Annotated in this window: 25 protein-coding genes and 1 tRNA gene; 14 read left to right on the forward strand and 12 right to left on the reverse strand. The window is 61.2% G+C overall.

Features of this window, described 5'->3' with window-relative positions; translation table 11 throughout:
• Window positions 1-29: 29 nt before the first annotated feature.
• Window positions 30-1,319 (reverse strand): M23 family metallopeptidase, encoded by a 1,290-nt coding sequence (locus F3H98_RS18840; protein ID WP_149761863.1) that lies wholly within the window; start codon window positions 1,317-1,319, stop codon window positions 30-32.
• Window positions 1,320-1,475: 156 nt separating this feature from the next.
• On the opposite strand from F3H98_RS18840, the gene F3H98_RS18845 reads away from it, so the two are divergent.
• The gene (locus F3H98_RS18845; RefSeq protein WP_149761865.1) at window positions 1,476-1,718 is read left to right on the forward strand and encodes a hypothetical protein; all 243 of its coding nucleotides are present in this window, start codon (window positions 1,476-1,478) and stop codon (window positions 1,716-1,718) included.
• Here the strand turns inward: F3H98_RS18845 and F3H98_RS18850 are convergent.
• Window positions 1,715-2,179 carry a peroxiredoxin gene (locus tag F3H98_RS18850; protein WP_149761867.1) on the reverse strand — a complete coding sequence of 155 codons (465 nt, stop codon included), beginning with the start codon at window positions 2,177-2,179 and terminating at the stop codon, window positions 1,715-1,717. The genes F3H98_RS18845 and F3H98_RS18850 overlap by 4 nt on opposite strands.
• Before the next feature lie 209 nt (window positions 2,180-2,388).
• Between F3H98_RS18850 and F3H98_RS18855 the strand changes: the two genes are divergently transcribed.
• Window positions 2,389-5,700, forward strand: coding sequence for an AsmA-like C-terminal region-containing protein (locus F3H98_RS18855; RefSeq protein ID WP_244621788.1), 3,312 nt, complete (start codon window positions 2,389-2,391; stop codon window positions 5,698-5,700).
• Between the two features lie 27 nt (window positions 5,701-5,727).
• On the opposite strand, the gene tyrS is transcribed toward F3H98_RS18855, so the two are convergent.
• A complete protein-coding gene (gene tyrS / locus F3H98_RS18860; protein ID WP_149761871.1) occupies window positions 5,728-6,978 on the reverse strand; it encodes a tyrosine--tRNA ligase in 1,251 nt (416 codons plus the stop codon).
• A gap of 177 nt (window positions 6,979-7,155) precedes the next feature.
• On the opposite strand from tyrS, the gene F3H98_RS18865 reads away from it, so the two are divergent.
• Window positions 7,156-7,704: a GNAT family N-acetyltransferase gene (locus F3H98_RS18865; protein ID WP_149761873.1), complete on the forward strand. Its 549-nt coding sequence runs from the start codon at window positions 7,156-7,158 to the stop codon at window positions 7,702-7,704.
• A 54-nt stretch (window positions 7,705-7,758) separates the two neighbouring features.
• On the opposite strand, the gene F3H98_RS18870 is transcribed toward F3H98_RS18865, so the two are convergent.
• Both F3H98_RS18870 and F3H98_RS18875 read right to left on the reverse strand, forming a co-directional pair.
• Window positions 7,759-8,406: an FMN-binding negative transcriptional regulator gene (locus F3H98_RS18870; RefSeq protein WP_149761875.1), complete on the reverse strand. Its 648-nt coding sequence runs from the start codon at window positions 8,404-8,406 to the stop codon at window positions 7,759-7,761.
• Window positions 8,407-8,422: 16 nt separating this feature from the next.
• Window positions 8,423-9,097: an alpha/beta hydrolase gene (locus F3H98_RS18875; RefSeq protein ID WP_149761877.1), complete on the reverse strand. Its 675-nt coding sequence runs from the start codon at window positions 9,095-9,097 to the stop codon at window positions 8,423-8,425.
• A gap of 232 nt (window positions 9,098-9,329) precedes the next feature.
• On the opposite strand from F3H98_RS18875, the gene F3H98_RS18880 reads away from it, so the two are divergent.
• The 6 genes from F3H98_RS18880 to F3H98_RS18905 all read left to right on the forward strand — a co-directional run bounded on the left by F3H98_RS18880 (window position 9,330) and on the right by F3H98_RS18905 (window position 16,020).
• The gene (locus F3H98_RS18880; protein ID WP_149761879.1) at window positions 9,330-10,493 is read left to right on the forward strand and encodes a cysteine desulfurase family protein; all 1,164 of its coding nucleotides are present in this window, start codon (window positions 9,330-9,332) and stop codon (window positions 10,491-10,493) included.
• A 173-nt stretch (window positions 10,494-10,666) separates the two neighbouring features.
• Window positions 10,667-12,184 (forward strand): Fe-S cluster assembly protein SufB, encoded by a 1,518-nt coding sequence (gene sufB, locus F3H98_RS18885; RefSeq protein ID WP_149761881.1) that lies wholly within the window; start codon window positions 10,667-10,669, stop codon window positions 12,182-12,184.
• A gap of 29 nt (window positions 12,185-12,213) precedes the next feature.
• Window positions 12,214-12,969, forward strand: a complete 756-nt coding sequence (gene sufC / locus F3H98_RS18890; RefSeq protein ID WP_149761883.1) for a Fe-S cluster assembly ATPase SufC — start codon at window positions 12,214-12,216, stop codon at window positions 12,967-12,969.
• 9 nt (window positions 12,970-12,978) lie between these two features.
• On the forward strand, window positions 12,979-14,250 hold the full coding sequence (gene sufD / locus F3H98_RS18895; protein ID WP_149761885.1) for a Fe-S cluster assembly protein SufD: 1,272 nt from the start codon (window positions 12,979-12,981) through the stop codon (window positions 14,248-14,250).
• Between the two features lie 139 nt (window positions 14,251-14,389).
• Window positions 14,390-15,631 (forward strand): cysteine desulfurase, encoded by a 1,242-nt coding sequence (locus tag F3H98_RS18900; RefSeq protein WP_149761887.1) that lies wholly within the window; start codon window positions 14,390-14,392, stop codon window positions 15,629-15,631.
• A gap of 5 nt (window positions 15,632-15,636) precedes the next feature.
• Entirely contained in the window at window positions 15,637-16,020 is a 384-nt protein-coding gene (locus F3H98_RS18905; RefSeq protein WP_149761953.1) for an SUF system Fe-S cluster assembly protein, read from the forward strand.
• A gap of 31 nt (window positions 16,021-16,051) precedes the next feature.
• On the opposite strand, the gene F3H98_RS18910 is transcribed toward F3H98_RS18905, so the two are convergent.
• A complete protein-coding gene (locus F3H98_RS18910) occupies window positions 16,052-16,357 on the reverse strand; it encodes a DUF1236 domain-containing protein (protein ID WP_149761889.1) in 306 nt (101 codons plus the stop codon).
• Between the two features lie 161 nt (window positions 16,358-16,518).
• Window positions 16,519-17,049 carry a hypothetical protein gene (locus tag F3H98_RS18915; protein WP_149761891.1) on the reverse strand — a complete coding sequence of 177 codons (531 nt, stop codon included), beginning with the start codon at window positions 17,047-17,049 and terminating at the stop codon, window positions 16,519-16,521.
• 137 nt (window positions 17,050-17,186) lie between these two features.
• Between F3H98_RS18915 and sufA the strand changes: the two genes are divergently transcribed.
• A complete protein-coding gene (gene sufA / locus F3H98_RS18920) occupies window positions 17,187-17,567 on the forward strand; it encodes a Fe-S cluster assembly scaffold SufA (protein WP_149761893.1) in 381 nt (126 codons plus the stop codon).
• A 36-nt stretch (window positions 17,568-17,603) separates the two neighbouring features.
• Here sufA and F3H98_RS18925 read toward each other — a convergent pair whose 3' ends face one another.
• The gene (locus tag F3H98_RS18925) at window positions 17,604-18,101 is read right to left on the reverse strand and encodes a GFA family protein (RefSeq protein ID WP_149761895.1); all 498 of its coding nucleotides are present in this window, start codon (window positions 18,099-18,101) and stop codon (window positions 17,604-17,606) included.
• Between the two features lie 76 nt (window positions 18,102-18,177).
• On the opposite strand from F3H98_RS18925, the gene F3H98_RS18930 reads away from it, so the two are divergent.
• Entirely contained in the window at window positions 18,178-18,501 is a 324-nt protein-coding gene (locus F3H98_RS18930; RefSeq protein ID WP_149761897.1) for a TfoX/Sxy family protein, read from the forward strand.
• A gap of 197 nt (window positions 18,502-18,698) precedes the next feature.
• Window positions 18,699-20,435: a ubiquinone-dependent pyruvate dehydrogenase gene (gene poxB / locus F3H98_RS18935; protein WP_149761899.1), complete on the forward strand. Its 1,737-nt coding sequence runs from the start codon at window positions 18,699-18,701 to the stop codon at window positions 20,433-20,435.
• Window positions 20,436-20,543: 108 nt separating this feature from the next.
• Here poxB and F3H98_RS18940 read toward each other — a convergent pair whose 3' ends face one another.
• Both F3H98_RS18940 and F3H98_RS18945 read right to left on the reverse strand, forming a co-directional pair.
• Window positions 20,544-22,133, reverse strand: a complete 1,590-nt coding sequence (locus F3H98_RS18940; protein ID WP_188130465.1) for a DEAD/DEAH box helicase — start codon at window positions 22,131-22,133, stop codon at window positions 20,544-20,546.
• Window positions 22,134-22,326: 193 nt separating this feature from the next.
• Window positions 22,327-23,100, reverse strand: coding sequence for an NAD kinase (locus tag F3H98_RS18945; protein WP_149761901.1), 774 nt, complete (start codon window positions 23,098-23,100; stop codon window positions 22,327-22,329).
• Between the two features lie 110 nt (window positions 23,101-23,210).
• Here F3H98_RS18945 and F3H98_RS18950 point away from each other — a divergent pair, with 110 nt between their 5' ends.
• On the forward strand, window positions 23,211-23,621 hold the full coding sequence (locus tag F3H98_RS18950; RefSeq protein ID WP_149761903.1) for a GFA family protein: 411 nt from the start codon (window positions 23,211-23,213) through the stop codon (window positions 23,619-23,621).
• Between the two features lie 148 nt (window positions 23,622-23,769).
• A tRNA-Thr gene (locus F3H98_RS18955) sits at window positions 23,770-23,845 on the forward strand.
• Window positions 23,846-23,866: 21 nt separating this feature from the next.
• Here the strand turns inward: F3H98_RS18955 and F3H98_RS18960 are convergent.
• Window positions 23,867-24,151 (reverse strand): hypothetical protein, encoded by a 285-nt coding sequence (locus F3H98_RS18960; RefSeq protein ID WP_149761905.1) that lies wholly within the window; start codon window positions 24,149-24,151, stop codon window positions 23,867-23,869.
• A 127-nt stretch (window positions 24,152-24,278) separates the two neighbouring features.
• Complete coding sequence (locus tag F3H98_RS18965) at window positions 24,279-25,532, reverse strand: OmpP1/FadL family transporter (RefSeq protein ID WP_149761907.1); 1,254 nt, start codon at window positions 25,530-25,532, stop codon at window positions 24,279-24,281.
• Window positions 25,533-25,569 lie beyond the last annotated feature (37 nt).

The following is a 25,569-nucleotide window of genomic DNA, read 5'->3' on the forward strand; positions in this document are numbered from 1 at the left end:
GAATGGCTGCGGTTAGGTCGCGGCCACTCTCAGAGATACTGGACCACTTTCTTTCCTGCCTTGAGGAAACGCAACGGGTCGATGGCGTCGCCATTGCGGCGCACTTCATAGTGCAGGTGAGGGCCGGTCGAGCGGCCTGTGCTGCCGGAATCGCCGACGATGTCGCCGGTCTTGATCGTCTCGCCGACTTTCACGCGCACGCGGCTCATATGCGCGTAGCGGGTGGAGAAACCGTTGCCGTGGTCGATCTCGACCATCCTGCCGTAGCCACCGTTGCGGCCGGCCTTGACGACGACTCCCGGTGCGGTGGCATGCACCTGGGTGCCGGTCGGAGCGCGAAAATCCATGCCCGAATGAAGCGCTGGCGTGCCGAGGATCGGGTCGCGGCGCACGCCGAAGGTGCTGGTGATCGGCAGTCCTGGAGCAGGATTGGCGATCGGCAAAGTGCGGGCCTGGCTCTTCACGGCATCAAGCGCGTCGAGCGCCTCGTCGAGCTCCTTGACCTTGGTTTCGAACATCGTCGCCTTGTCGACGGCGATCAGTGGGCCGCCGGTGGCATCCTTGCCGTTGTCGAGATCGACCGTGAGGCCGGCCGTCTCCAGCGCTTCCTTGATCGTGTCGGTAGTCTGATAGGCATTTTCGGCAAGCGAATTGATGCGCACCAGTTGCTCATTCTCGATCGTGCGCAGCGACTGGTTGATCGCCACGAACAGCTTGTCGGCATGATCCGCGCTCGATTCCGTTGAAATCGCGGCGCGCGGCGACCAGAACGAAAACGGCGAAGCCGTCGCGGTTGCCCTGAGATCGGTTGCCGATGCAAAGGCGGTCGTCAGGGAATCGGCGCCGGGCAGGGCGGCGCGAACGTCGGGCTTCTCTTCCTGCCTCGCCGGGGCTGCCGCCGGGACCGCGGTGCTGGCAGCCTCGGCGCGCTCAAGCATCGGGCCGATGCGGCCGTGTCTCTGTGACAGTTGCGATTGCCGCGCCAGAAGCTCGGTGACCTTGCTTTCCATCAGTTGCTGGTCGAGCAATTGCCGGCTGGTGATGCGATCGACCTGGGCGCGGAGTGCGGAAATGCGGTCTTCATAGGCCTGCTGCATGCGCGCCTGGCGCGCTGCGGTTGCGCCGAGCAGGTCGTCGCGCAGGACAAGATAGGATGTCGCCAGCAGGTAGCCGACGGCGATCGCCGCGAGTGCGGATCCGATGAACGCGGCCAGCCAGGGCCGCACCGTGAAGTGCCGGATTTCATCGCCGCGTGCGATGATGAAAGTGTGGGGTTCCTTGCGCCTGCCGAAGGCTGCTGGCCGAACAGGGTGTTTCACCGGATTTTTGCTTCCATGCAGGGTGGACCAACATGGTTAATTACACCCGGTTAGGGTTAACAAAGCTTTGAGAGCGCTACACAAAGTCGAACAATACAGCCGCACAACCCGGAACAATTGCATTACCGCGACGTGACGTGGCGGCGCGATAAAACAATGCCCGCCGGCAAGGCGGGCATCGCGCGGGAACTTGAACCGTTTGTCCAGGCCGCCGTTTTCGAGGCAGCAAACGCGGACAGGTTAGTCGAGAAAAAGCCAAAGCAGAATGATGATCGGGATGGGAATGCCGAGCATCCAAAGCAGAACTCCGCGAAGCATTTTCGTCTCCTCTCATGTCTTCTTATCGAAGAGGAAACGCCATCCGTCCGAAACGGTTCCGCGCTTTGCCGGCTGGGCTAAAGCGCCTTCATGGCGGCCAGTACCGCTTCGGCATGGCCCTTGACGCGTACCTTGCGCCAGATTCTGGCTATTTTGCCGTCCGCTCCGATCAGGAATGTCGCGCGCTCGACGCCCATGTAACGGCGGCCGAACATCTGCTTTTCCATCCATACGCCGTAGGCTTCAATGGCTTTGCGCTCTTCATCGGCTGCTAAATCGACGGTCAGGTCGTATTTGGCCCTGAATTTGCCATGCTTCTTGATGCTATCGGGCGAAATGCCGATGACGATCGCACCGGCCGCATTGAACTGCGGCTTCATCCGGGAAAATTCGATCGCTTCGGCGGTACAGGTTTCAGTGTCGTCCTGCGGATAGAAGTAGAGCACAACGGGTTTGCCCGCGAGGTCCTTGAGGTTCAGATGGCCGGTGTCGGTCGGAAGTTCGACGTCGGGTGCTTTCTGACCCACCTTGAGTTCGGCCATATCGATGCCCCTTGTTTGTGGTTACCTCGGTCCGAACCGGGATATATGCTGTTCCTGGATTCGTCCACGATCCAATTTGAACGATAGGAAGCCGGTTGAACCAAGAGGTTCACAAACATGAGAAGATACGGTTCCGGCGGGACGATATCACTTCTCTGACCAAATTTCCGTCAGCGGAAGGCCAGCACCATCTGCTGAGCCGCAAATCCATGCCGTCGCGTGTAATGCGCGGTTGCGGGTTTGCCGTCGCCGGCGTCGCCGCTCTTCTGTTTCTCGCCGTCTGCGGCATGGTGATCGTCGGCATGACCGGGCTTGGCAGCGGCAGGCTGCGCCAGGAGGCCGAGGCGGCGATCCAGAAGTTCGCCGGCATGGACGTGGCCGTGAACATCGGCCCGGCAAACCTGTCGCTCGACCCCCAACGCTTCATCGCGCTCGAAGTGTACGATGTAAAATTCGCGCAGGCGGGCGGAAACGACATGCTGGATGCCGGGCTGGTTCGCTTCGGCGTGCGCTTCTGGCCGCTGATGTCGGGCCAGGTGCGGTTGGGCAATGCAACGATCAGCGATGCCCGCATCGTCACCGCCGCGCTGCCGTCGCGCGGCGGACCAGACTGGCAGGCTTCGCTCCTCAATGCCGAGGGACTGATCGATCCCGACCGCGTTATCGAACTTCTATTCGGCAGCTTGCATCGAGCGTTCGATACGATGGCTGTCGGTTCTACGCGCCGCATCGGACTCGACAATGTCGAGATATTGCTGCCGGAGGGCGGCTCCGTGCGCAGCCTGCTGATTTCAAGCGCGGAGCTCGACCAGAAGACGAACGGCGAGCTTTCCATCACCGCCGAGGCTGCGATCGATGGGCGCGCGGTTCATATCGAAGGCACCGCCTCGCGTGACAACATTTCCCGGCGGATCACCAATGTCGATCTCAAGGCGACGGCGCCCATCGCGGCGGCACAAGGCGATGCCGCCACACAGTCTCCAGCACCGGAGAGCGCGACCGGTACCAGGGTCGGCGCGGTCGATGTATCCGTCACTGGCGCCGAAGGCATCGGCGAGGAAGCATCGCAGCTTTCGGCGAAAGTAAAGCTGACCCGGGCGGTACTCGACCTCGGTTCGCGCGGCGAACTTGCTGGTGACCTCGACGTCACCGCGCGGCTTGCCAAGGGAGCGGCAAAGATCGAGATCGAAGGGCTGCGTTTCGCGACCGGGCGCTCGCGCTTCAATTTTCACGGCGCCGTTGGCCCCACGCCTAAAACCGACGATGGCCGCGGTGGCGGTACTTATCGCTACGAGCTTGTCAGCGATGGCTCGACGCTGGCGCCCGCGGATTCGCCCGAAGCGGCGCTCGAATTCGTCGCCCGGATATCGGGCAGCTACGATCCGGTGCAGAAACGGCTGGCTGCCGATCAGTTCGGCGTCCGCACCGGCCCGGGGGAACTGCTCGGCACCGCGTCGCTGCAATTCGCCGAAGGCAAGGCGCCCGGCATCTTCCTTGCGATGACCGTTCCCGATATGCCGGTCGCGCATGTCAAGCAGCTATGGCCCTGGTTTGCCGCCAGCGGGGCCCGCCGCTGGGTGATGGAGAACCTTTATGGCGGCCGCATCCTCGACAGCAACCTGCAGTACCGTGTAGCGGTCGGCCGCATGGGCAATGGCGTGCCGCTTGGCCATGACGAGGTTTTCGGCACGTTCAACGTCAGCGATACCCGCTTCGACGTGACCGGGCGCATCCCGCCGATGCGTGACGCCGACGGCACCATCGATTTTCGCGGCAATGACATCGATATCGCTCTGTCGGCGGGCACCGTGTATATGAGCAGCGGCCGCACCGTTTCCGCCAGCAACGGAAAGCTGCTGGTCCGTAACGCCAACCGTCCGCCTGTGATCGGCGACCTTGCCATGGATGTCGCGGGCGATGCAGCGGCAATCGCCGAACTCGCCTCCTACGAGCCTATCAATGCCATGCGGCATGTGGGCCTCGTGCCCGACGAGTTCACCGGCGGCACCGTAACGGGGCATGTCAAGGCGGAAATTCCCCTTCAGAATGGCGTCGACACGTCAAAGCTGGATTGGCTGGTGACGCTCGCATACGAAAACCTCTCGCTGTCGAAACCCTTTGATGGCCAGACCGTCAGCGAGGCCGACGGCACCATCGCCATCGATCCCGCAAAGGCGCTCATCGCCGCCAAGGCAAGGCTGAACGGGGCGCCGGCCGAGATCGCGCTGACCGAGCCGTTGAAGGATGGCGGCCCGGCGCGGGAGCGCGACATCACGATCGTTCTCGACGACAATGCGCGCGAAGCGCTCATCCCGGGGCTCGGCACGATGTTGGCCGGCCCGGTGAAAGTGTCGTTCAAGTCTGGCGCCGAAAAGACCCAGCAGATCGCGGCCGATCTGACCGACGCCAAGCTGAGCATCCCATGGGCGGGGTGGAGCAAGGGGCCGGGAGTCGCTGCCGATGTCGAATTTACCCTCGACAAGACCGACGGAAATATCGACCTTTCCGATTTCAAGCTGTCGGGCAAGAGTTTCGCCCTGGGTGGCGACATCAAGCTTGCCGGCGGAGAGCTTTCAAGCGCCAACTTCGATACGGTGAAGCTCAACCGCGACGACGACGCCTCGCTCACGATCAAGCGGTCGGGCAAGGGATATGCCGTCAGCATCAAGGGCGACGCACTCGATGCGCGTGCGGTCATCAAGCTGTCCACCGCTGATGCCGAAAAGGGGAATGGCTCGGCCGGTTCCGTTCCGCTGTCGCTCGATGCCGACATTGGCACGCTCATCGGCTTCAACGGGGAACGGCTTTCCAACGTCAAGCTTGCTTACAAGGGTGTCGGCAGCAAGGTTGTCGGCCTCACAGTCTCGGGCGCCACCAAGTCCGGCGCCACGGTGACCGTCAAGAACGCCACCGAGGGCGACAGGCGCACCATGGCCATGCAATCCGCCGACGCCGGCGCCGTGCTTCGCTTCCTCGACATCTACGAACACATGGAAGGCGGCACGATCAAGCTCGCATTGGCCGGTGCTGCCGATGGAGCGTTGAAGGGGCAGGTGGACGCGACAGATTTCTGGGTCGTCGACGAACCGAAGCTGCGGTCGATCGTGTCGACTGCGCCACAGGGAGACAACCGCAGCCTCAACGAAGCGGTGAAGCGCGACATCGACACGTCTCGCGTTCAGTTCGAGCGGGGCTATGCGACCATCGACAAGGGAGACGGCCATCTGACGCTGGAGAACGGCGTGCTGCGCGGGCCGCTGATCGGGACCACCTTCCAGGGAACGCTCTACGACAAGGCTGGCAGGATGGCGATGACCGGCACGTTCATGCCGGCTTACGGCCTTAACCGGCTGTTCGGCGAGCTGCCGTTCGTCGGCATGCTGCTTGGCAACGGGCGCGACCGCGGCCTGATCGGCGTGACCTACAAGCTCTCAGGCAACGCCAAGTCGCCGGAACTGCAGATCAATCCGTTGTCGGTGATCGCGCCGGGCATCTTCCGGTCGATCTTCGAGTTCAGGTAATGCCCTTTCCCCGATGGGGAGAAAATATCAGGCTGGTCTCACCAGTACGTGCTTCTTCCTGCCGACCGATAGCTTGATCACGCCATCCTCGGTCACGTCAGCCGCGCCGACGATGCGGCGGTCGTCAGCCACCGGCTCATCGTTGAGCCGCACGGCGCCGCCCTGGACATGACGCCTTGCCTCGCCGTTGGAGCCTGCCAATCCTGCCTTCACCAGCAGCGCAAGCAGGCCGATGCTTTCGCTCAGCTCCGACTTGGCGACCTCGATCGTTGGAAGGCTGTCGGCCAGCGTACCTTCCTCGAACGTCTTCCGCGCCGTCTCGGCCGCTGCTTCCGCCGCCTCGCGGCCATGCACGATAGCCGTCACTTCGGTCGCCAGCACCTTCTTCGCCTCATTGATTTCAGAACCGCCGAGTGCGGCCAGCCGGGCGATCTCGCCGAGAGGCAGGCGCGTGAAGATTTTGAGGAACCGTCCGACATCGGCGTCTTCGGTGTTGCGGAAATACTGCCAGAAATCATAGGGGCTGAAGAGATCGCCATTCAGCCAGACGGCGCCGGAGGCGGATTTGCCCATCTTCTCGCCGGACGACTTGGTCAGGAGCGGGGTCGTGAGCGCGTAAAGCTGTGGTCCGCCCACGCGATGGGAAAGGTCGACGCCGTTGATGATGTTGCCCCATTGGTCGGAGCCGCCCATCTGCAGCACCGTGCCATAGCGCCGGTTCAGCTCGACGAAATCGTAGCCCTGCATGATCATGTAGTTGAATTCCAGGAAGCTCAGCGACTGATCGCGATCGAGCCGCAACTTGACCGAATCGAAGGTCAGCATCCGGTTGACTGAAAAATGCCGGCCGACATCGCGCAGGAACTCGACATAGTTCAGCTTCAAGAGCCAATCGGCATTGTTGACCATGATGGCGGGGTTCGTCCCATCATAGCGCAGGATGTTGCCGTAGACCTTCTTGATGCTCTCGATGTTGGTTTCGATCTGCTCGACCGTCAAAAGCTTGCGCTGGTCGTCCCGGAACGACGGGTCACCCACCATCGAGGTGCCGCCACCCATAAGGCTGATCGCCTTGTGACCGGTCTCCTGCAGCCAGTAGAGCATGGTGACGGTGATCAGATTGCCGATATGGATACTCGTAGCCGTCGCGTCATAACCGACATAGCCGGTGATCGGGCCCTTCAAGGCCAGCGCGTCCAGACCTTCGGGGTCGGAAATCTGGTGGATGAAGCCGCGCTCGTCGAGGACGCGCAGGAAGTCGGACTTGAAGGCAGACATTTTCTTTTCCCGGAAAGGCAGCAGCTTTTAGCGTTGCCATGGCACTACGAAGGCGCGCCTTTAGCATCCGAAGCCGAGGAATCACAAGAACGGCTGGAAAAATGACTGGAATTTGGAGTGTTTGGATTGATAGCCAGGTGCTTTGGTGGCAGGGCGGAGTGACATCGGGAGACATGAATGGAACAACCTTTCTTGCAGACCGATCGCCTCTCGCTACATCTTTGGCATGACCAGGATCTCGATGATCTCATGGAACTGCATTCGAGACCTGATGTCTCGCGCTATCTCTCGCGCAGCGGCAAACCGTGGACCGCTGAAGAGGCGAAGGACCGCATGACGGGCTGGATGCGCGATTTTGGAACATTCGGCATCGCCAAGTTGAAACTGCTTCGCCGGGATGACGGGCGCTTTCTGGGACGTGCCGGGTTTTCATTCTTCGAAGAGGCCAGCCACTTCGAACTGGGCTATTCCCTCGCTCCGGAATATTGGGGGCGGGGTTATGCCACCGAGATCGCCGGCGCCCTGGCATGGCATTTTTTCAAGCTGAACCTTGGCGACAATTTCATCGCTTTCGCCCATGTCGACAACGCGGCATCGCTGAAGGTGATGGAAAGGATTGGCATGCGATACGACCGCACCGGGCCAATGAACGGCCTCCACTGCCATGTGTATTCGATGCATCGCCGGGATATCGACGCGGCTGTCGGTCGGGCTGAAAGCGCCTGATCGCCCGCACGCCTCCGGTGCCCATTCACCGAAGTTTAAAGCAGGACAGGCGGCTCAGCGCTTCTCCAGGCCGCCGAACGAGCGCACCAACTCCGCCATCTCGGTAGCGGATTGAAGTTCGTCCAGTCCCGCTGCGACGCCGACGCGGTCGGCTACCGGCCTGTTCTGGCTGACCTTCCACTTTCCCGAAATCTCTGTGATCGCGATCTCCAGGCCGATGATGCCCTTGATCTGCGCCTCGATGAACGGTGCCGGCGCGTCGGTCACCTGCCATGGCTCGGCGCGCGGCGCTTCATGCGTCGCGGTCAATTCGGCGATCTGGCCGGCAAGCCATTCCCTGTCGTCGATGATCCTGGCGTGGCCGCGCACCTGCACGATCGCATAGTTCCAGGTCGGCACCACCTTGCCGGTCTCGCGTTTGGTCTCGTACCAGGATGGGGTGACATAGCTGTCGGCGCCCTGGAAGACGACCAGCACGGGCGTCTGCGGATTTTCAGCGATCAAGCGCCATTGCGGATTGGCCTTGGCAAGATGGGCGCGCAGCCTGCCATGCGGCTCTACCGTCGTGTCGACCAGGAACGGCAACGGGTCGGCCACCGGGCCATCCGGTCCGACCGAGATAAGCAGTCCGAGCGGATGCGCCCGGATCAGCGCATGCAGCACGTCCAACCGGGTCTCGACAAAATGCGGAGGCTGGTACATCGCCGCGCTCGCCTTCCTATCTCAGGCGCTTCGGGCGCGGGTCCGACAGTTCGCCGGCAAGGCGGCGGTCGAGATAGTCGGCGCATTCCTCGATCAGCAGGTCCGAATCGTTGGCAAAGAAGTGGTTGGCGCCAGGCAGCGTCTTCTGCGTGATGGTGATGCCCTTCTGCGTATGCAGCTTGTCGACCAGCCCCTGCACGTCCTTCGGTGGCGCCACCTTGTCGGCGTCGCCGTGGATGATCAAGCCGGACGACGGGCAGGGCGCCAGGAACGAGAAATCATAAGTGTTGGGCTGCGGCGCGATCGAGATGAAGCCCTCGATTTCCGGACGACGCATCAGGAGCTGCATGCCGATCCAGGCGCCGAACGAATAGCCGGCGACCCAGCAGCTCTTGGAATCGGGATGCAGCGACTGGATCCAGTCGAGCGCGGCCGCCGCATCCGACAATTCGCCAGTGCCGTGGTCGAATTCGCCCTGGCTGCGGCCGATCGAGCGGAAGTTGAAGCGCAGTGTCGTAAAATTGCGCTTCTGGAACATGTAGAAGAGGTCGTAGACGATCTTGTTGTTCATCGTCCCGCCGAATTGCGGGTGCGGATGCAGGACGATTGCGATCGGCGCGTTCTTTTCTTTGGAGGGCTGGTAGCGGCCTTCAAGACGACCGGCGGGACCGGCAAAAATGACCTCGGGCATGAATTACTCCAGTTGCTATGGAAGCCGATGCCGCAGGTGGCGGAAATCATGTCTCCGGCCTTGACGCACCGCAGCCGGCTCCATAGAAGCTACTTTAGAATGGTTCAAAACTGGGCGGTTCCAAACCACCCTTTTGATAAAGCGGGTAAATAGGACGGCTGACCTTGTAATTTCAAGGAAATAACGCCAGATCGCCCGCAAATGAGAAACTGAAGAGGTAAATCGCTAGGAAATGGCCGCACGCCGCGCCTACCTCGACTATAATGCAAGCGCTCCGCTGCTGCCTGCGGCGCGGGCGGCGATGCTTGCCGCCCTCGATGCAGATGCCAACCCATCCTCTGTGCACAGTGAAGGCCGCGCCGCGCGCCGCCTGATCGAGGAAGCCCGGCGCAGCATTGCTGTGCTGGTCAACGCCAGGGCGGAACATGTCGTCTTCACGTCGGGAGCGACCGAAGCCGCTTCGACGTTGCTCACCCCTAACTGGCAGATGGGCCGTAGCGCCGCGCGCATGGCACGCCTCTATGTCTGTGCTGCAGACCATCCCTGTATTCTCGGCGGCGGACGCTTTACCCCCGCGCAGGTCGAGACGATCGGCGTCGATGGCGAGGGCATCGTCGATGTTAATGCGCTGCGTGCTGCCTTGCAGCGGCATGATCCGAGCGGAGGCTTGCCGCTGGTCGCCATGCATTTCGCCAACAACGAAACCGGCGTCATTCAGCCGGTGCGCGAGATCGGCGCGCTGGTGAAGGCGGCTGGTGGCGTTCTGGTGCTCGACGCCGTTCAGGCCGCAGGGCGAATTCCTGTCGACATGACAGAGGGTTACGTCGACTTCCTGATAATCTCGTCGCACAAGATTGGCGGCCCGAAGGGCGCCGGCGCAATCATCGGCGCTGCCGATCTCCTGATGCCGAAGCCGCTGGTCACCGGCGGCGGCCAGGAAAAGGGCCACCGCGCCGGCACCGAAAATCCTGCCGCAATCGCCGGTTTCGGTGCAGCAGCGCGCGAGGCGGCGGCTGCGCCGGGCGAGATGGAAGCGGTGCGCGGCAGACGCAACGCCATCGAAGCGGCGGTGCTCGCGCAGATCCCTGATGCCGAGATTTTTGGCCGCAGCGCCGAGCGCTTGCCCAATACGACCTTCTTTGGCATTCCCGGCATGAAGGCGGAGACCTTGCAGATCGCCTTCGATCTCGGCGGCATCGCGCTTTCGGCTGGGTCGGCCTGCTCCTCGGGAAAGGTCGGGCCGAGCCATGTTCTGAAGGCAATGGGCCGCGGCGACAACGAAGGCGCTCTGCGCGTTTCGATCGGGCGCGCCACGACAGACGAGGACATTGGGCTTTTCGCCGCAGCACTTGCCGCCATCGTGGTGCGACGTGCGGGAAAGCCGCAGGCCGCCTGAAGGCGGGGAGTTTGGGCCATGAGGCCCGTGGAGCAGTGTGTTTTTCCAGGCTGACCGGTGAATTCGGGGCTGGAACGCACTATATGGAACTTACGCCGCCCTGCGAGCAGTTCGGGCAGTGCCATAGTTCGAAAACTGCCGGGCCTTGAACCCGGCGTGGATGGAGAGCGCTGATGCCTGCTGTGCAGGAGACGATCGAACAGGTCCGCAAGATCGATGTGGACCAGTACAAATACGGTTTTGAGACGATCATCGAGATGGACAAGGCCCCCAAGGGTCTGTCCGAGGAGACGATCCGTTTCATCTCGGCCAAGAAGAACGAACCCGAATGGATGCTCGAATGGCGGCTCGGCGCGTTCCGCCGCTGGCTGACGCTCGAAGAGCCGACCTGGGCACGTGTCGACTACCCGAAGATCGACTTCCAGGATATCCACTATTACGCCGCGCCGAAGAACCAGTCGGGCCCGCGATCGCTCGATGAGGTCGATCCGGAGCTGCTGAAGGTCTACGAAAAGCTCGGTATTCCGCTCAAGGAGCAGGAGATTCTGGCTGGCGTGCAGAAGCAGCCGGACGGCGAGCTCGATGAAGCCAACGACAATGTCTACAAGTCGGGCCGCGTCGCCGTCGACGCGGTGTTCGACAGCGTCTCTGTCGTTACCACCTTCAAGAAGGAGCTGGCTGCGGCGGGCGTCATCTTCTGCTCGATTTCCGAGGCCATCCGCGAACATCCGGATCTGGTGAAGAAATATCTCGGCTCCGTGGTGCCCACGACCGACAATTTCTACGCGACGCTGAACTCAGCCGTCTTCACCGACGGTTCGTTCGTCTACGTGCCGAAGGGCGTGCGCTGCCCGATGGAGTTGTCGACCTATTTCCGCATCAACGAGAAGAACACCGGTCAGTTCGAGCGCACGCTGATCATCGCGGAAGAGGGCGCTTACGTGTCCTATCTCGAAGGCTGCACGGCGCCGCAGCGCGACGAGAACCAGTTGCATGCCGCCGTTGTCGAGCTGATCGCGCTCGACGACGCCGAGATCAAATACTCGACGGTGCAGAATTGGTATCCCGGCGACGCGCAGGGCAAGGGCGGCATCTACAACTTCGTCACCAAGCGCGGCGATTGCCGCGGCGACCGTTCGAAGATCTCGTGGACGCAGGTCGAGACCGGCTCGGCCATCACCTGGAAATACCCGTCCTGCATCCTGCGCGGCGACGACAGCCGCGGCGAGTTCTATTCGATCGCTGTGTCGAACGGCTACCAGCAGGTCGATAGCGGCACCAAGATGATCCACCTCGGCAAGAACACGTCGAGCCGCATCATCTCGAAGGGCATCGCCGCCGGCTTCAGCCAGAACACCTATCGCGGCCAGGTTTCGGCGCACCGCAAGGCGACCAACGCGCGCAACTTCACCAATTGCGACTCGCTGTTGATCGGCGATCAGTGCGGCGCGCACACGGTGCCGTACATCGAAGCGAAGAACTCTTCGGCCCAGTTCGAGCATGAGGCGACCACCTCGAAAATCTCCGACGACCAGAAGTTCTATGTCATGCAGCGCGGCATTCCCGAAGAAGAGGCGATCGCCTTGATCGTCAACGGCTTCGTCAAGGAAGTCATCCAGGAACTGCCGATGGAATTCGCCGTCGAGGCGCAGAAGCTGATCGGCATCAGCCTTGAAGGCTCGGTCGGCTGACCGGCGACAGATATTCAGAAAGAAAAAATATGCTTGAGATCAAGAACCTGCATGCCCGCATCGCCGAAGACGGCACCGAGATCATCCGCGGCCTCAACCTCACGGTGAAAGCCGGCGAGGTCGCCGCGATCATGGGACCGAACGGCTCGGGAAAATCGACGCTGTCCTATGTGCTTGCCGGCCGCGACGACTATGAAGTCACCGAGGGCGACATCCTCTACAACGGCGAGTCGATCCTTGAAATGGATCCGGCCGAGCGCGCTGCTTCCGGCATCTTCCTCGCCTTCCAGTATCCGATGGAGATACCGGGCGTAGCCACCATGGAGTTCCTCAAGGTCGCCATGAACGCGCAGCGCAAGGCGCGCGGCGAGGAACCGCTGAAGATCCCCGAGCTTCTGAAGCGCGTGAAGGAAGCCGCCGGTTCGCTCAACATGGACATAGCCATGCTGAAGCGGCCGCTGAATGTCGGCTTTTCCGGCGGTGAGAAGAAGCGTGCGGAAATCCTGCAGATGAAGCTTCTGGAGCCGCAGCTCTGTGTGCTCGACGAGACCGATTCCGGCCTCGACATCGATGCGCTGAAGATCGTCGCAGACGGCGTCAACGCGCTGCGCTCGCCGGATCGCGCCATCGTGGTCATCACGCACTACCAGCGCCTGCTCGAATACATCGTGCCGGACAGCGTGCACGTGCTCTACAGGGGTCAGGTCATCAAGTCGGGCGACAAGTCGCTGGCGCTCGAACTCGAAGCCAACGGTTATGCCGGCGTCATCGACGAGGCGGCATAGGTGACGATCATGAACATGCATGCACAGCAACCACAGCGCACTGGCGCCGAAACGGCGCTGCTGGAGGCTTACGACAGCCGCCTTTCGGTGCTGCCGGGCGATGGTGCGGTGACGGTCAAGCGCGACAACGCGCTGGAAGTCCTGAAGGCCGGCCTGCCGACCAAGCGCATCGAAGCCTGGCACTACACCGACCTTCGCCGCCTGCTGACGGCGGTGCCGCAGCACGACGCCTCCGCAGTGGCCGACAAGCTCGGCGCGCTGCTCGACGGCTCGGCGGTCTTGCCGGTGCTTAACGGCGTGTCGTCGGCCAACTTGCCGTCGGTCGATGGCGTGAGGTTCGAGCGGCTTGAAGACAAGCTGCGCGATGGCAGCTTTGCGCCTGCGCTTGAGGTGCAGGGCACCGACGACGCCATCGGCGCGCTAAACGCCGCCTTCGTCGCCGACGGCTATTTCGTCGATATCGAAGCCGACGCTGAAATCGCCGCGCCGATCGAATTGCAGAACATCCAGGCCGGCGGCCAGACCCACAGCCGTTTTCCGGTGCGGGTCGGCGATCGCGCCAAGGTGACGATCGTCGAGCGCCAGACGGGCGAGGGCGCCGGGCTCTCCACCTCGATCAGCCATCTCACGCTCGGCGAAGGCGCCGAAGTGCTGTGGATCATCGTCCAGGACCAGCCGGACGATTCCACTTACCTCGGCCAGTTCAATGCCGCGCTCGGCAAGGATTCGAAGCTGACGCTGTTCTTCATGAACGCCGGCGGCAGGCTGGTGCGCCAGGAAGTCCGCGTCGGCACGGCAGGCGAGGGCTCGGATTTCCAGCTGCGCGGCATCAATCTCCTGGCCGGCGACACCCACACCGACGTCACCATGGTGCTAGACCACACCAAGCCGCACACCGGCTCGCGCGAACTGATCCGCAACGTCGTCACCGGCAAGGCGCGCGGCGTCTTCCAGGGCCGCATCAACGTGCACCAGATCGCCCAGAAGACCGACGCCAAGATGGCCTGCAACACACTGCTTTTGTCGGATGACGGCGAGTTTTCGACCAAGCCGGAGCTGGAGATCTTTGCCGACGACGTGCAGTGCGGCCATGGCGCGACGGTCAAGGAGATCGACCACGACCATCTTTTCTACCTGAAGGCGCGTGGCATCGACGAGAAGACGGCGCGTGGGTTGCTGGTCAAGGCGTTTTTGGCCGAGGTGATCGAGGAGCTCGAAGTCGAGCCGATCGTCGAGGCGCTCGAAGCGCGTCTCGACCAGTGGTTTGCAACGCACGGGTAAGTAATCCGGTTGAGGTGCTGGCGCTCCGGCGAACACCCCTCATCCGACCTCGCTCCGCCCGGCCACCTTCGCCTGCAAGGGACGAAGGCTAAGCGCTAAGACGGATCGGAAGGAACACGGCGCAAGCTGGGAACAGATAATGGACCAGAAAGTCTCAGACGCCCCCTATGATGTCGAGGCCATCCGCCGCGATTTCCCGATCCTGTCGCGCGAGGTCTACGGCAAGCCGCTGGTCTATCTCGACAATGGCGCTTCGGCGCAGAAGCCGCAGGCCGTGCTCGATGCGATCGACCATGCCTATCGCAACGAATACGCCAATGTGCACCGCGGACTGCATTTCCTCTCGAACGCTGCGACCGACGCCTATGAAAAGGCACGCGAAACCGTCCGCCGCTTCCTGAACGCGCCGAGCACGGACAACATTGTCTTCACGTCGAACACTACCGCGGCAATCAACACCGTGGCTTACGGGTTCGGCATGCCGAACATCGGCGAGGGCGACGAGATCGTGCTCTCCATTATGGAGCACCATTCCAATATCGTGCCCTGGCATTTCATCCGCGAGCGGCAGGGCGCCAAGCTGGTCTGGGTGCCGGTCGACGACCTCGGCGTCCTGCATGTCGAGGAATTCGAGAAGCGGCTGACGCCAAGGACAAAACTCGTCGCCATCACGCAGATGTCGAATGCGCTGGGTACTGTCGTGCCGATCAAGGAGATCGTTGAGATCGCCCATGCGCGAGGCATTCCCGTGCTGGTCGACGGCAGCCAGAGCGCTGTCCACATGCCGGTCGATGTGCAGGAGCTCGACTGCGACTTCTTCGTGTTCACCGGTCACAAGGTCTACGGGCCGTCAGGCATAGGGGTGCTCTACGGCAAGAAGGAAATGCTGGAGCGCATGCGGCCCTTCCAGGGCGGCGGCGAGATGATCGTCGAGGTGACCGAGGACAACGTTAGTTACAACGAGCCCCCGCACCGCTTCGAGGCAGGAACGCCACCGATCGTCCAGGCGATCGGGCTGGGCGCTGCGCTCGACTACATGGACAGCATTGGCCGCGAGCGCATCGCCGCACACGAGGCCGACCTGAAGACCTATGCGCATGAGCGGCTGCGTTCCATCAACTCGCTGCGCATCTTCGGCGACGCACCCGGTAAAGGCGCTATCATTTCCTTCGAGCTGCAGGGCATTCACGCCCATGACGTATCGATGGTGATCGACAGACAGGGAGTTGCGGTGCGCGCCGGAACCCATTGTGCGCAGCCGCTGTTGAAACGCTTCGGCGTTACATCCACATGCAGGGCATCCTTCGGCATGTACAACACGCGCGCCGAGGTCGATATTCTGGTCGAGGCGCTGGAAAAGGCGCGGAAATTCTTCGGGTGACGATGATGGACGATGCAAGCACAACCGTGACCGAAACGCCCGCCAACGGCATTTTCTCGGCGTCGGCCATTCCCGCCGACGAACTGGCGCGCATCACCGACGACATCGTCTCTGCGCTGAAGACGGTCTACGATCCCGAAATCCCGGCCGACATCTATGAACTCGGCCTGATCTACAAGATCGACATCGAGGACGACCGCACGGTCAAGATCGACATGACGCTGACCGCGCCGGGCTGCCCCGTCGCCGGCGAAATGCCTGGCTGGGTGCAGAACGCAGTCGGCGCTGTCGAAGGCGTTTCAGGCGTCGAAGTCAACATGACCTTCGACCCCCCGTGGACGCCCGACCGCATGTCGGAAGAAGCGCAGGTCGCGGTGGGCTGGTACTAGTAGGGCGCCCCAAAAACGGGGCGCCTCAGGGTCAGTCCATGATGTGCACGATCTTGCGCGTTTGCGGGTCGATCAGTGCAGTGCGACCGTCGATGACGACATACTGATATTTGTTCGGCAGCGTGTTTTCAGCGAGTTCGCCCGGCTTGAACATATCCGGGATGATCGCCCCGACTAACAGCTCAAAGTTGGTCGGACGCTCGACCACGACTGGATTGGTTTTCACGTATTCCCGGACTACAACTTCCTGTTCGGGCGTGATTACGACAGCCTGGGCAGCCGCGAAAGCGGTTCCCGCGAGAAGGATGGTGGCGGCAATCGTGCTTTGGAAAGTCATTTCTGCCTCCTTGGTTTGATGTGCGATAACTGCTGTCGTTCGGAACGGTTCCACATATGTGAAGTGTGTTACGGCTGATCGCGAACTTGCATAGGGTGGGAATCTTCATCCGACCGGATGTCAGAAGAGGCGCAGGTCGCGGTAGGATGGTAATGAACTACTCACTCTACCTTGCCCCCATGGGCACGGGCGTACGATCGCGGAGTTTCAAAGAAGGCTCGAAAATCTGTTTCGCTGACGCTTCGCCCGATCCACATAGCGCCTGTTTGATATTTAATGAGTTTAGCGCTGCGACTTAAAGTAAGTGCATTCCAAGCAGAATCTTTGATTTTGACTTCAACAGCGATGAGGCGCTCTCGTCCGCGAAAGCTGGTTGATGAAATCTTCATGTCCTCAACAGCAGCCCAAGGTACAATTTCTGGGGCGATATTGGTATCTGTAAATCCCTCAGGTGATAAGGTCATGATGTGATATCGCGCTCTGATTATCTTTGCAGATTCTAGAATGCAAATCGATGCAAGAGGAGCGGATATAACAATGGCCAAAACTCTGTATAATGTTGGATAATCGAATCCCCACCACGCAGCGTATATGAAAAACACGGTAAGTGAGGCGAGTATTATTATGCGAGGGTAAATATCGTCTACTTTTTCTTTCAATACTATGGTTTGGCTTGTCGCAGATTCGTGCATTTCACATCCAATTTTCGATGTGGGGCTCGCCCACTGGACGGCAGGGTTTCCGCCGCCCTTGTCATTTGATGTAGATTCAACCATTTAATATGAAGTTCGGCAGGCCTTGAACCTGCATGGAATGGAGTAGGAAGAAAATGGGACGCTTCGCCGTCATCTCAATGACCGACAAGGCCGCCGATCGCGTGCGCGAGATCATGGCCACGCGCGAGAGCGCGCAAGGCATCCGGCTTGGCGTCAAGAAGGGCGGCTGTGCGGGCATGGAATATACGGTCGACCTCGTCACCGATCCCAATCCCAAGGACGACCACATCGAGCGCGACGGCGCCCATGTCTATGTCGCGCCGGAAGCAGCACTGTTCCTGTTCGGCACCGAGATGGATTTCGAGCGCACCGCGCTGCGCACCGGCTTCACCTTCCGCAATCCGAACCAGAGTTCGGCCTGTGGCTGCGGCGAATCGGTAGAGCTGAAACCCGCCGACCTGAAAGCGCTGGCCGAGGCCCGCGCCGGCGCCTGAGCCAATTTTTCGTCTCCCAACGGAAAAAGAAAAAGCTCAGTCTATCCAGAGCCCGTGTTTCTTGTGCCAGTCGGCGATCGAATCCTCAGGATAGAAGTCGAACCTCTTGTCGCCCTTGCGGGTGTCTGGCTCGACCCATGGTGACTTGTATTTCAGCATGATGTGCACGCGCTCCGGCGCCACAGGCAACTCGCTGTCGATTGCCGAGGCAAACGGGTGCACCAGTTCGGGCCAGGTTGGATCGTAGAGCCAGAGTGCCGATCCGCAACTCCTGCAGAAATTGCGTTCGCCGGTGGATACTTCGCACACCGGTCGCTCGTCGTCCTCGATCTTGGCACGATAGACGCCGAGATTGCGCTTTCCCTTGATTTTCAGCGTCGCCGAATCGGCGCCGAGATTGATGGCATAGCCGCCACCGCCCTGCTGCTTGCGGCAGATCGTGCAATAGCAATACATGTAGGGCACCGGCGTATGGCTCTCGACTTCGAAGCTCACCGCAGCGCAGTGGCACGATCCCTTGAGCAGCATTGGCATTGATGATTTTCTCCTTCGATCGGCGTTACTCGACACATTCCGGCCCGCCGCCGCAAGGCATTTTTGGAGTGCTCACATGGACAATGATGCGATCGGCGACCTGTTCGCCGGCCTCGGCCCGGTCAGCATCCGCCGCATGTTCGGCGGCAAGGGGATATATTTCAACAATGTCATCGTGGCGATCGAAATACGCGGCGAACTGATGCTGAAGGCGGATGCAGAGAGCGCGCCGGATTTCGCGGCGGCCGGTTGCACGCAGTGGACCTACACTGGTTCGCGCCACGGCAAGCTGGTCGCGATGCCGTACTGGACGGTGCCCGACGGCGCACTCGATGATCCCGACGAAATGACGCCGTGGGCCAGGAAGGCATATCAAGCGGGGCTGAGAGCAGGGAAGTAGCGTGTCTGCCCGCCGCTGCCTGACGTTACGTTCGGGTTGGCGTCGCAAAATATCGATCCCATCGCCCGGGTCAGTTTTCCCGCAGGAGGCGCTAGTCAAGACCGGCTTCCGGAATTGTGATCGTGTCGCATGGCCTTCACTTCGATTGAGACGGCGCTAAATCCGGAGAGCCGATCCAATTGAAAAGGGTTTCCATAATGACAAAAACCGTTGCCGACCAATTGGTTACTACATTATTTGCTGCGGGTGTGGAGCGCATCTACGGCGTGGTTGGCGATAGCCTCAATGGATTGACCGATGCGGTACGGCGACATGGCGGGATCGAATGGATCCATGTGCGTCATGAGGAGTCCGCCGCTTTTGCCGCTGCCGCTGAAGCCCATCTGACGGGCAAGCTGGCTGTGTGTGCCGGAAGCTGCGGGCCAGGCAACCTGCATCTCATCAATGGTTTGTTCGACGCGCATCGGTCCCGGGTTCCCGTACTTGCAATCGCCGCCCAGATTCCCTCGGCCGAGATCGGTTCTTGCTACTTTCAGGAGACGCATCCGCAGGAACTTTTTCGCGAATGCAGCCACTACTCCGAGCTTGTCTCGGTTGTGCAGCAAATGCCGCGGGTTCTGGAGATCGCGATCCGGGAAGCGGTTGGGAAAACCGGCGTGTCTGTGGTTGTCATGCCGGGTGATGTTGCCTTGCAGAAGGCTGAAGGCGCTGAGCGCCCGCGAGCGGGTGGCTTGCTGCCCGGCAAACCCGTTGTCGTGCCCATGGCCGGCGAAATCAGTAAGTTGGCGGAGCTTCTCAGCAAAGACGCGCGCATTACGATCCTGTGCGGAGCCGGTTGCGCAGGGGCACACGACGCACTGCTCGCGATTGCCGGGCGGCTGAATGCGCCGATCGTTCATGCCCTCGGCGGAAAGGAATTCGTCGAATGGGACAATCCGTTTGATGTCGGGATGACCGGGTTGATTGGCTTTTCGTCGGGCTATTATGCGATGATGGATTGCGATGTACTCCTCATGCTTGGAACGGACTTTCCATATCGCCAGTTCTACCCCACAGGTTCAGCGGTGCAGATCGCTCAGGTTGATATCCGGCCTGAGAACATCGGCCGTAGGGCTCCAGTGGATCTCGGGTTGGTCGGCGACGTGCGTGCGACGATCGAGGCATTGCTTGCGCACGTGCGGCAGAAGACGGACAGGGCCCATTTGGACCGGGCGCTAGACCACTACAGGCGCACCCGGAAGGATCTCGACGCACTAGCTACCGGCAAGGCGGGCAAGAAACCAATTCATCCTCAACAGATCGCAAAGGCAATCAGCGATCATGCCTCCGAGGACGCGGTGTTCACGTGCGACGTGGGCCTTCCGACCGTGTGGGCGGCGCGGTATTTGACGATGAACGGAAAACGGCGGTTGATAGGATCGTTTCGTCATGGCTCGATGGCAAATGCAATGGTTCAGGCCATCGGCGCGCAGGCAACCTTTCGCCATCGTCAGGTGATCTCGTTGTCGGGAGACGGCGGCTTTGCAATGCTGATGGGCGATTTTCTCACCCTGGTCCAGCTTGGACTGCCCGCGAAGATCGTCGTATTCAACAACGGCGCATTAGGTTTCATCGAAATCGAGCAGAAATCCGTTGGATTTCTTCCGACCGGCACCGAGCTCAAGAACCCGAATTTCGCGGCGATGGCCGAAGCGATCGGAGTCAAGGGCATACGCATCGAAGACCCAGCCGATGTAGAAAACGGTATCGCAAAAGCGTTCGCGTATAACGGTCCCGTTCTGGTCGATGCTGTTGTGGCGCGCACCGAAATACCAGTCCCGCCGGCAATCAGTGTGGACATGGCGAAGGGGTTCAGCCTCTACATGGTCAAGGCGGTGTTCAGCGGCCGGGGAGATGACCTGGTTGAGCTGGCGCGCACCAATTTCTGGCGCTGAACCGTGCTGCAAATGGAATTGGCGGTCTTCCGGCGACGTCCCAAGAAGCCAACCCGAATGCGCTGCGTGCGAACGAGGCGCTGTTCGCGCCCAGCCCGTGCGACGTCTCTAAACTTTGGCGCTGACCCGCATGAAAGCCGGCATGTCGTCACCGAAGCCGACCGTGCCGTCGTCGTCCTGCTCGCGCTGGCGGCGGTTCTGTTCGGAACGGTCAGGCCGCCCGCCGCGATGATCGTCTCGGCGCGGGCGGTCGTCCCGGCGCGGCTGCTCGGCGCGCTCCGGCCTTGCCTTGCGCTCGGCGTTGTCTGAGCGGATGGCTTCCTTGCGCTCACGTTTTTCGACCGGGGCGTCGGCGGCCACCGCATCGATATCCACGGCCTCCGGTTCGCGCGCCGGCTTTTCGGCATGGCGCTGCGAACGCTCTCGGCCGCCCCGCTTGCGCTCACCTTCGTCCTTGCGCCCGGCGCGGCGCGGCGCGCCACGGCCGCGACGTGGCGCCTCATCCTCGCCTTCGCTGGCAACCACCGTCGAAAGATCGCCGTCGTGCCATTCGATCTTCAGGCCGGTCAGCTTTTCGATCGCCGCGAGATATTTGGCGTCGTTCTTGGTGACGATGGTGAAGGATTTGCCCGAGCGTCCGGCCCGGCCGGTGCGTCCGATGCGGTGCACATAGTCTTCCGCGTGGATTGGCACGTCATAGTTGAAGACGTGGCTGACGTCGGGAATGTCGAGGCCGCGGGCCGCGACGTCGGACGCCACCAGAAGCTTCAGTTTGCCGTCGCGGAAATTGGCCAGCATCTGCATGCGGGCGCGCTGGTCCATGTCGCCATGCAGGGCGCCGGCATCGAAATCGTACTTGATCAGCGAGCGGAACAGTTCCGACACTTCGACCTTGCGATTGCAGAAGATGATGGCGTTCTTCAACTCGCCGGATTCGGCGTTGATGAGTTCGCGCAGCGCAGCCCGCTTGTCCCAGGGCTTCGGTCCGGATTTGACCAGACGCTGGGTGATGTTGGTGCCTGTGCTTGCCGCCTTGGACACCTCCACACGCACCGGCGCATGCAGGAATTTTTCGGTCAGCTTGGTGATTTCCGGCGGCATCGTGGCCGAGAAGAACAGCGTCTGCCTGGTCAGCGACGGGATCATCTCGCAGATGCGTTCAATGTCGGGAATGAAGCCCATGTCGAGCATCCGGTCGGCTTCGTCGATGACCAGGATCTCGACGCCGTTCAGCAACAGCTTGCCGCGCTCGCGGTGGTCGAGCAACCGGCCGGGCGTGGCGATCAGCACGTCGGCGCCGCGTTCCAGCTTCTTGTCCTGCTCGTCGAAGGACACTCCGCCGATCAGTAGCGCGATGTTGAGCTTGGGGTGGTTCTTGCCGTACTTGACGAAATTCTCTTCCACCTGCGCAGCAAGTTCGCGCGTCGGTTCGAGGATCAGCGTTCGCGGCATACGGGCGCGGGCGCGACCTTTCTCGAGGCGCGTCAGCATGGGCAGCACGAAGGATGCCGTCTTGCCGGTGCCGGTCTGGGCGATGCCCAGCACATCCTTACCCTGCAAGGCGTGCGGGATGGCGCCGGCCTGGATCGGTGTCGGCACGGTGTAGCCGGCATCGGTGACTGCGGAAAGAACCTTGGGCGAGAGGCCGAGGTCTGCAAAGGTCAACGCTTCTTGAGCGGTCTGTTCTTCTGAGGACAAGTGTCTTGGCTGCTTTGGCTTTTGGGGGCGCGGCGAAATTCGCCGCGGCAGAGGCTTCGCATCTGCAACATGAGCAACGCGTTACGGATAAGTCTACGATTTGTCAACACAAACCGGCGTGAAAGCGGCGCTTGGCGCAATCCTATGCTTAAATCTTAACCTTAAATTCGAGGTGGCCACTTCCATGGCGCCGTCAATACCGGAACTGTTCGGTCAAGATACGCTCGTTCCACGAATGGCTGGCGTCGAACAGAAGCGTCGCCGTGTGCTGCTGCGACTGGCTGACCGTGACCGAGACCACCGACTTGAATTCGGTGTGGTCGGCCGCGACGTTGACCGGACGTTTGTCGCATTCGAGGATGTCGAAGCGCACAGTGGCCTTTGCCGGGATGAGCGCGCCGCGCCAGCGCCGCGGCCGGAAAGGACTGACCGGCGTCAGTGCCAGCAGCGGCGCGTCGAGCGGCAGGATCGGCCCGTGCGCGGAAAGGTTGTAGGCGGTGGAGCCGGCCGGTGTCGCCACCATCACGCCGTCGCAGGAAAGTTCTTCCAGCCGCACCTTGTCGTCGATGGAGATGCGGATCTTGGCCGTCTGGTAGGACTGGCGCCACAGCGCCACTTCGTTGATCGCCAGGGCCTTCGAAGTGGAGCCGTCGGTGGTGACGGTTTGCATCTCCAGCGGGCGGATGGTTTCGGCGGAGGCTGCCGCGATGCGCTCGGCGAGGCCCAGTTCGCGATACTGGTTCATCAGGAAGCCGACGGTGCCGCGGTTCATGCCGTAGACTTTCTTGCCGCTGCCCATCGTTTCGCGCAGCGTCTGCAGCAGAAAGCCGTCGCCGCCCAGCGCCACCACAACTTCGGCGTCGGCGATATGGTTCTGGCCGTAACGCGCGGAAAGCTGCTCGGCGGCTTTCCTGGCATCGTCCGTGTCGGAAGAAACGAACGCGAACGTGCTATTTGTCTTGTTCATTTTTCCGGTCGCATGAGTAGAGTGCAGCGGATGCCGGGTTAGCACGCGCTGCTGCGGCTGCAAAGAGACGCGACACGGCCCGCGCCGGCCAGCAAACCACGGAGAATGCGATGAAGATCGACGGTTCCTGCCATTGCGGGAAAATCACCTACGAGGCCGAAATCGATCCAGCGCGTGTGTCGATATGCCATTGCGTCGACTGCCAGACGCTTACCGGCACGGCGTTCCGCGTCACTATTGCTGTCGCCGAAGCCAACTTCCGGCTGCTTTCGGGCGAACCGAAGGTCTATGTGAAGACGGCCGAAAGTGGCAACAAGCGCGCCCAGGCGTTTTGCGGTGATTGCGGCACGCAGCTCTACGCCACATCGGTCGGCGACGGCCCGAAGATTTACGGCCTGCGCACCGGTACGGCGCGCCAGCGGGCGCAACTGGTTCCAAGGACCGAGCTTTGGCACAGTTCCGCACTTCCCTGGCTGCCGGAAATGCAATGTATCGAGACGACGATCGAACGGCAAAGCTGAAACCGTTGCCACACGATCAGTGGGCGGGGTGGCCGGCATGGTTACGTGTTGACCGTCGGGTTTGGATGTTTCCAGCGGAAGGGAGGGTCGCCCGAAGCACATTCCACTTTACTGGCGAGACAATTCTCGCTAACCGGTGCGCCGAAGTGCCCTTGTAGCTCAGCTGGTAGAGCAGCGGTTTTGTAAACCGAAGGTCGCGGGTTCGATTCCTGCCGGGGGCACCATAAAATCAAACCTTCGAAAGTTCACATATCTGAGTCCAAAGGCCGGTCGAGAACCTTCTGGAGGTCGTCGCTTTCCCTGCGGCCTTCGGGAACATCGCGCTTCAGAATTTCGCCAAGCACCATCGCCGCTTCTTTCAGAAGGGCTTTGGTTTCCTGTGGAGTCATGCAGTCAATATGGTCTGCGGCGTCCAAGAGATCGACAACCAGATCAACACCGCGCGCGTGTAGCTGTGGCATTGCAGGCACCTCCAAAACGAGCCGCCCATTTTCCCAAAATTCGCGCTGCGTTTCAATAAACTTTGACATCCCGTCGGGGCGACCACAGCCATATAGCTGCCAACTGCGCTGCTCTTATCGGATGGGTAAATCGATGAGATTTATCACTGAGGTTGCGTATATCGACAATCTCGACGTACGCGGGCCGAGGCGCCTGTCAGCCGCCGAATTTGTATCGCACCCCAAGCGAGATAATGTCGGCGCTGCCCTCGGCGGTGCCGGCATAGCGAATGTTTGACGTTGTTTCGTCGACCGGCGCATCGTCTACAAAAATGTGCGAGTAGCCGAAATCGACGGTAAGCCGCTCGTTCCAATTGTAGCTCGCGCCAATGCTGGCCCAGACCCGGTCGGCGTCCGGCAGCCTCATCGAGCGGTCCTCGTCGGTGATTGGCGAAATCTCATAGCCCAGGCCGGCGCGGAACGTCCACTCGGGGTTGAATTTGTATTCGCCGCCAACCGAAAAGAACCATCCATCGTCGAAATTGAGCGCTAGGCTTGAGCCGGCCGGCGACCCGGAGAACGGCACGGTCTGGATACGGCTCCAATTGGTCCATTCCATTCCCGCCATCATCGTGAAACTCTCGTTGATCCGCTGGCGCAGGCCAAGCGAGATGGTTTCGGGCAGCGTCACATCGGCCGAAATTGGGTAGGCGCCCGCCGGAATGGTGCCGATCGGCGTGCGGACCGGGATGTCGAACGTCTGGGTGCCATCCAGGGACTGCTCGATGGACGATCGGAAGCCGACGCCGATGGTCGTGCCGTCAAACGGTGTGAGCGTGATGCCCGCGACGAAGCCGACATCGGTGGAGTCACCTTCCAGCCGCTGCCTTGGCGGGTTGGCCGTCGGCGCCAGCGCCGTTGCGATGTCGACGTCGAAATACTGGATCTGCATGCCCACGGCAGCGCTGATGACGTCGTTGAACTTGAAGCCGACCACCGGCGTCGCATTGAGTGAGAGGGCTTCGGCATCGAGGTGGCTGATCATGCCCACCCAGGGGCGGTCCGAGGTGGTGGAGAAGCCATAGGGCGCATTGAAGCTGATGCCGAGATAGAGCCTGTCGTTGACCGGCATTGCAAAATAGGCGCCCGGCGCGATGCCGATCTCGCCGACGTTGCCGCCGTTGCCGGTAATGCCCAGCGCCGCAAGGGTCGACCGCGACAGGTCGACATCGAGCTTCGAGCGCGGGAAGACAGCCGTCAAATTGCCTTCCACCGTCATGCCGGTCACGATGGTGACCGCCGCCGGGTTCCAGAACATCGAACTGATCGAGTCGCCGGGCGCCGCCATGCCGGCAAACGCCGAACCCTGCCCGTATGCGGATTGCTCACGGACGGCGAATCCGCCTGCATGCGCGGTTGCAATTTCCGCAACGGACATCGCGAGGACAGAAGCAAACAGGGATGCGCGCATGGGATCGTTCCCTCTGGTTCGCCCCCCGCGCGCTCTC

The sequence above is a fragment of the Neomesorhizobium albiziae genome (assembly GCF_900114255.1).
Taxonomy (GTDB): domain Bacteria; phylum Pseudomonadota; class Alphaproteobacteria; order Rhizobiales; family Rhizobiaceae; genus Neomesorhizobium; species Neomesorhizobium albiziae.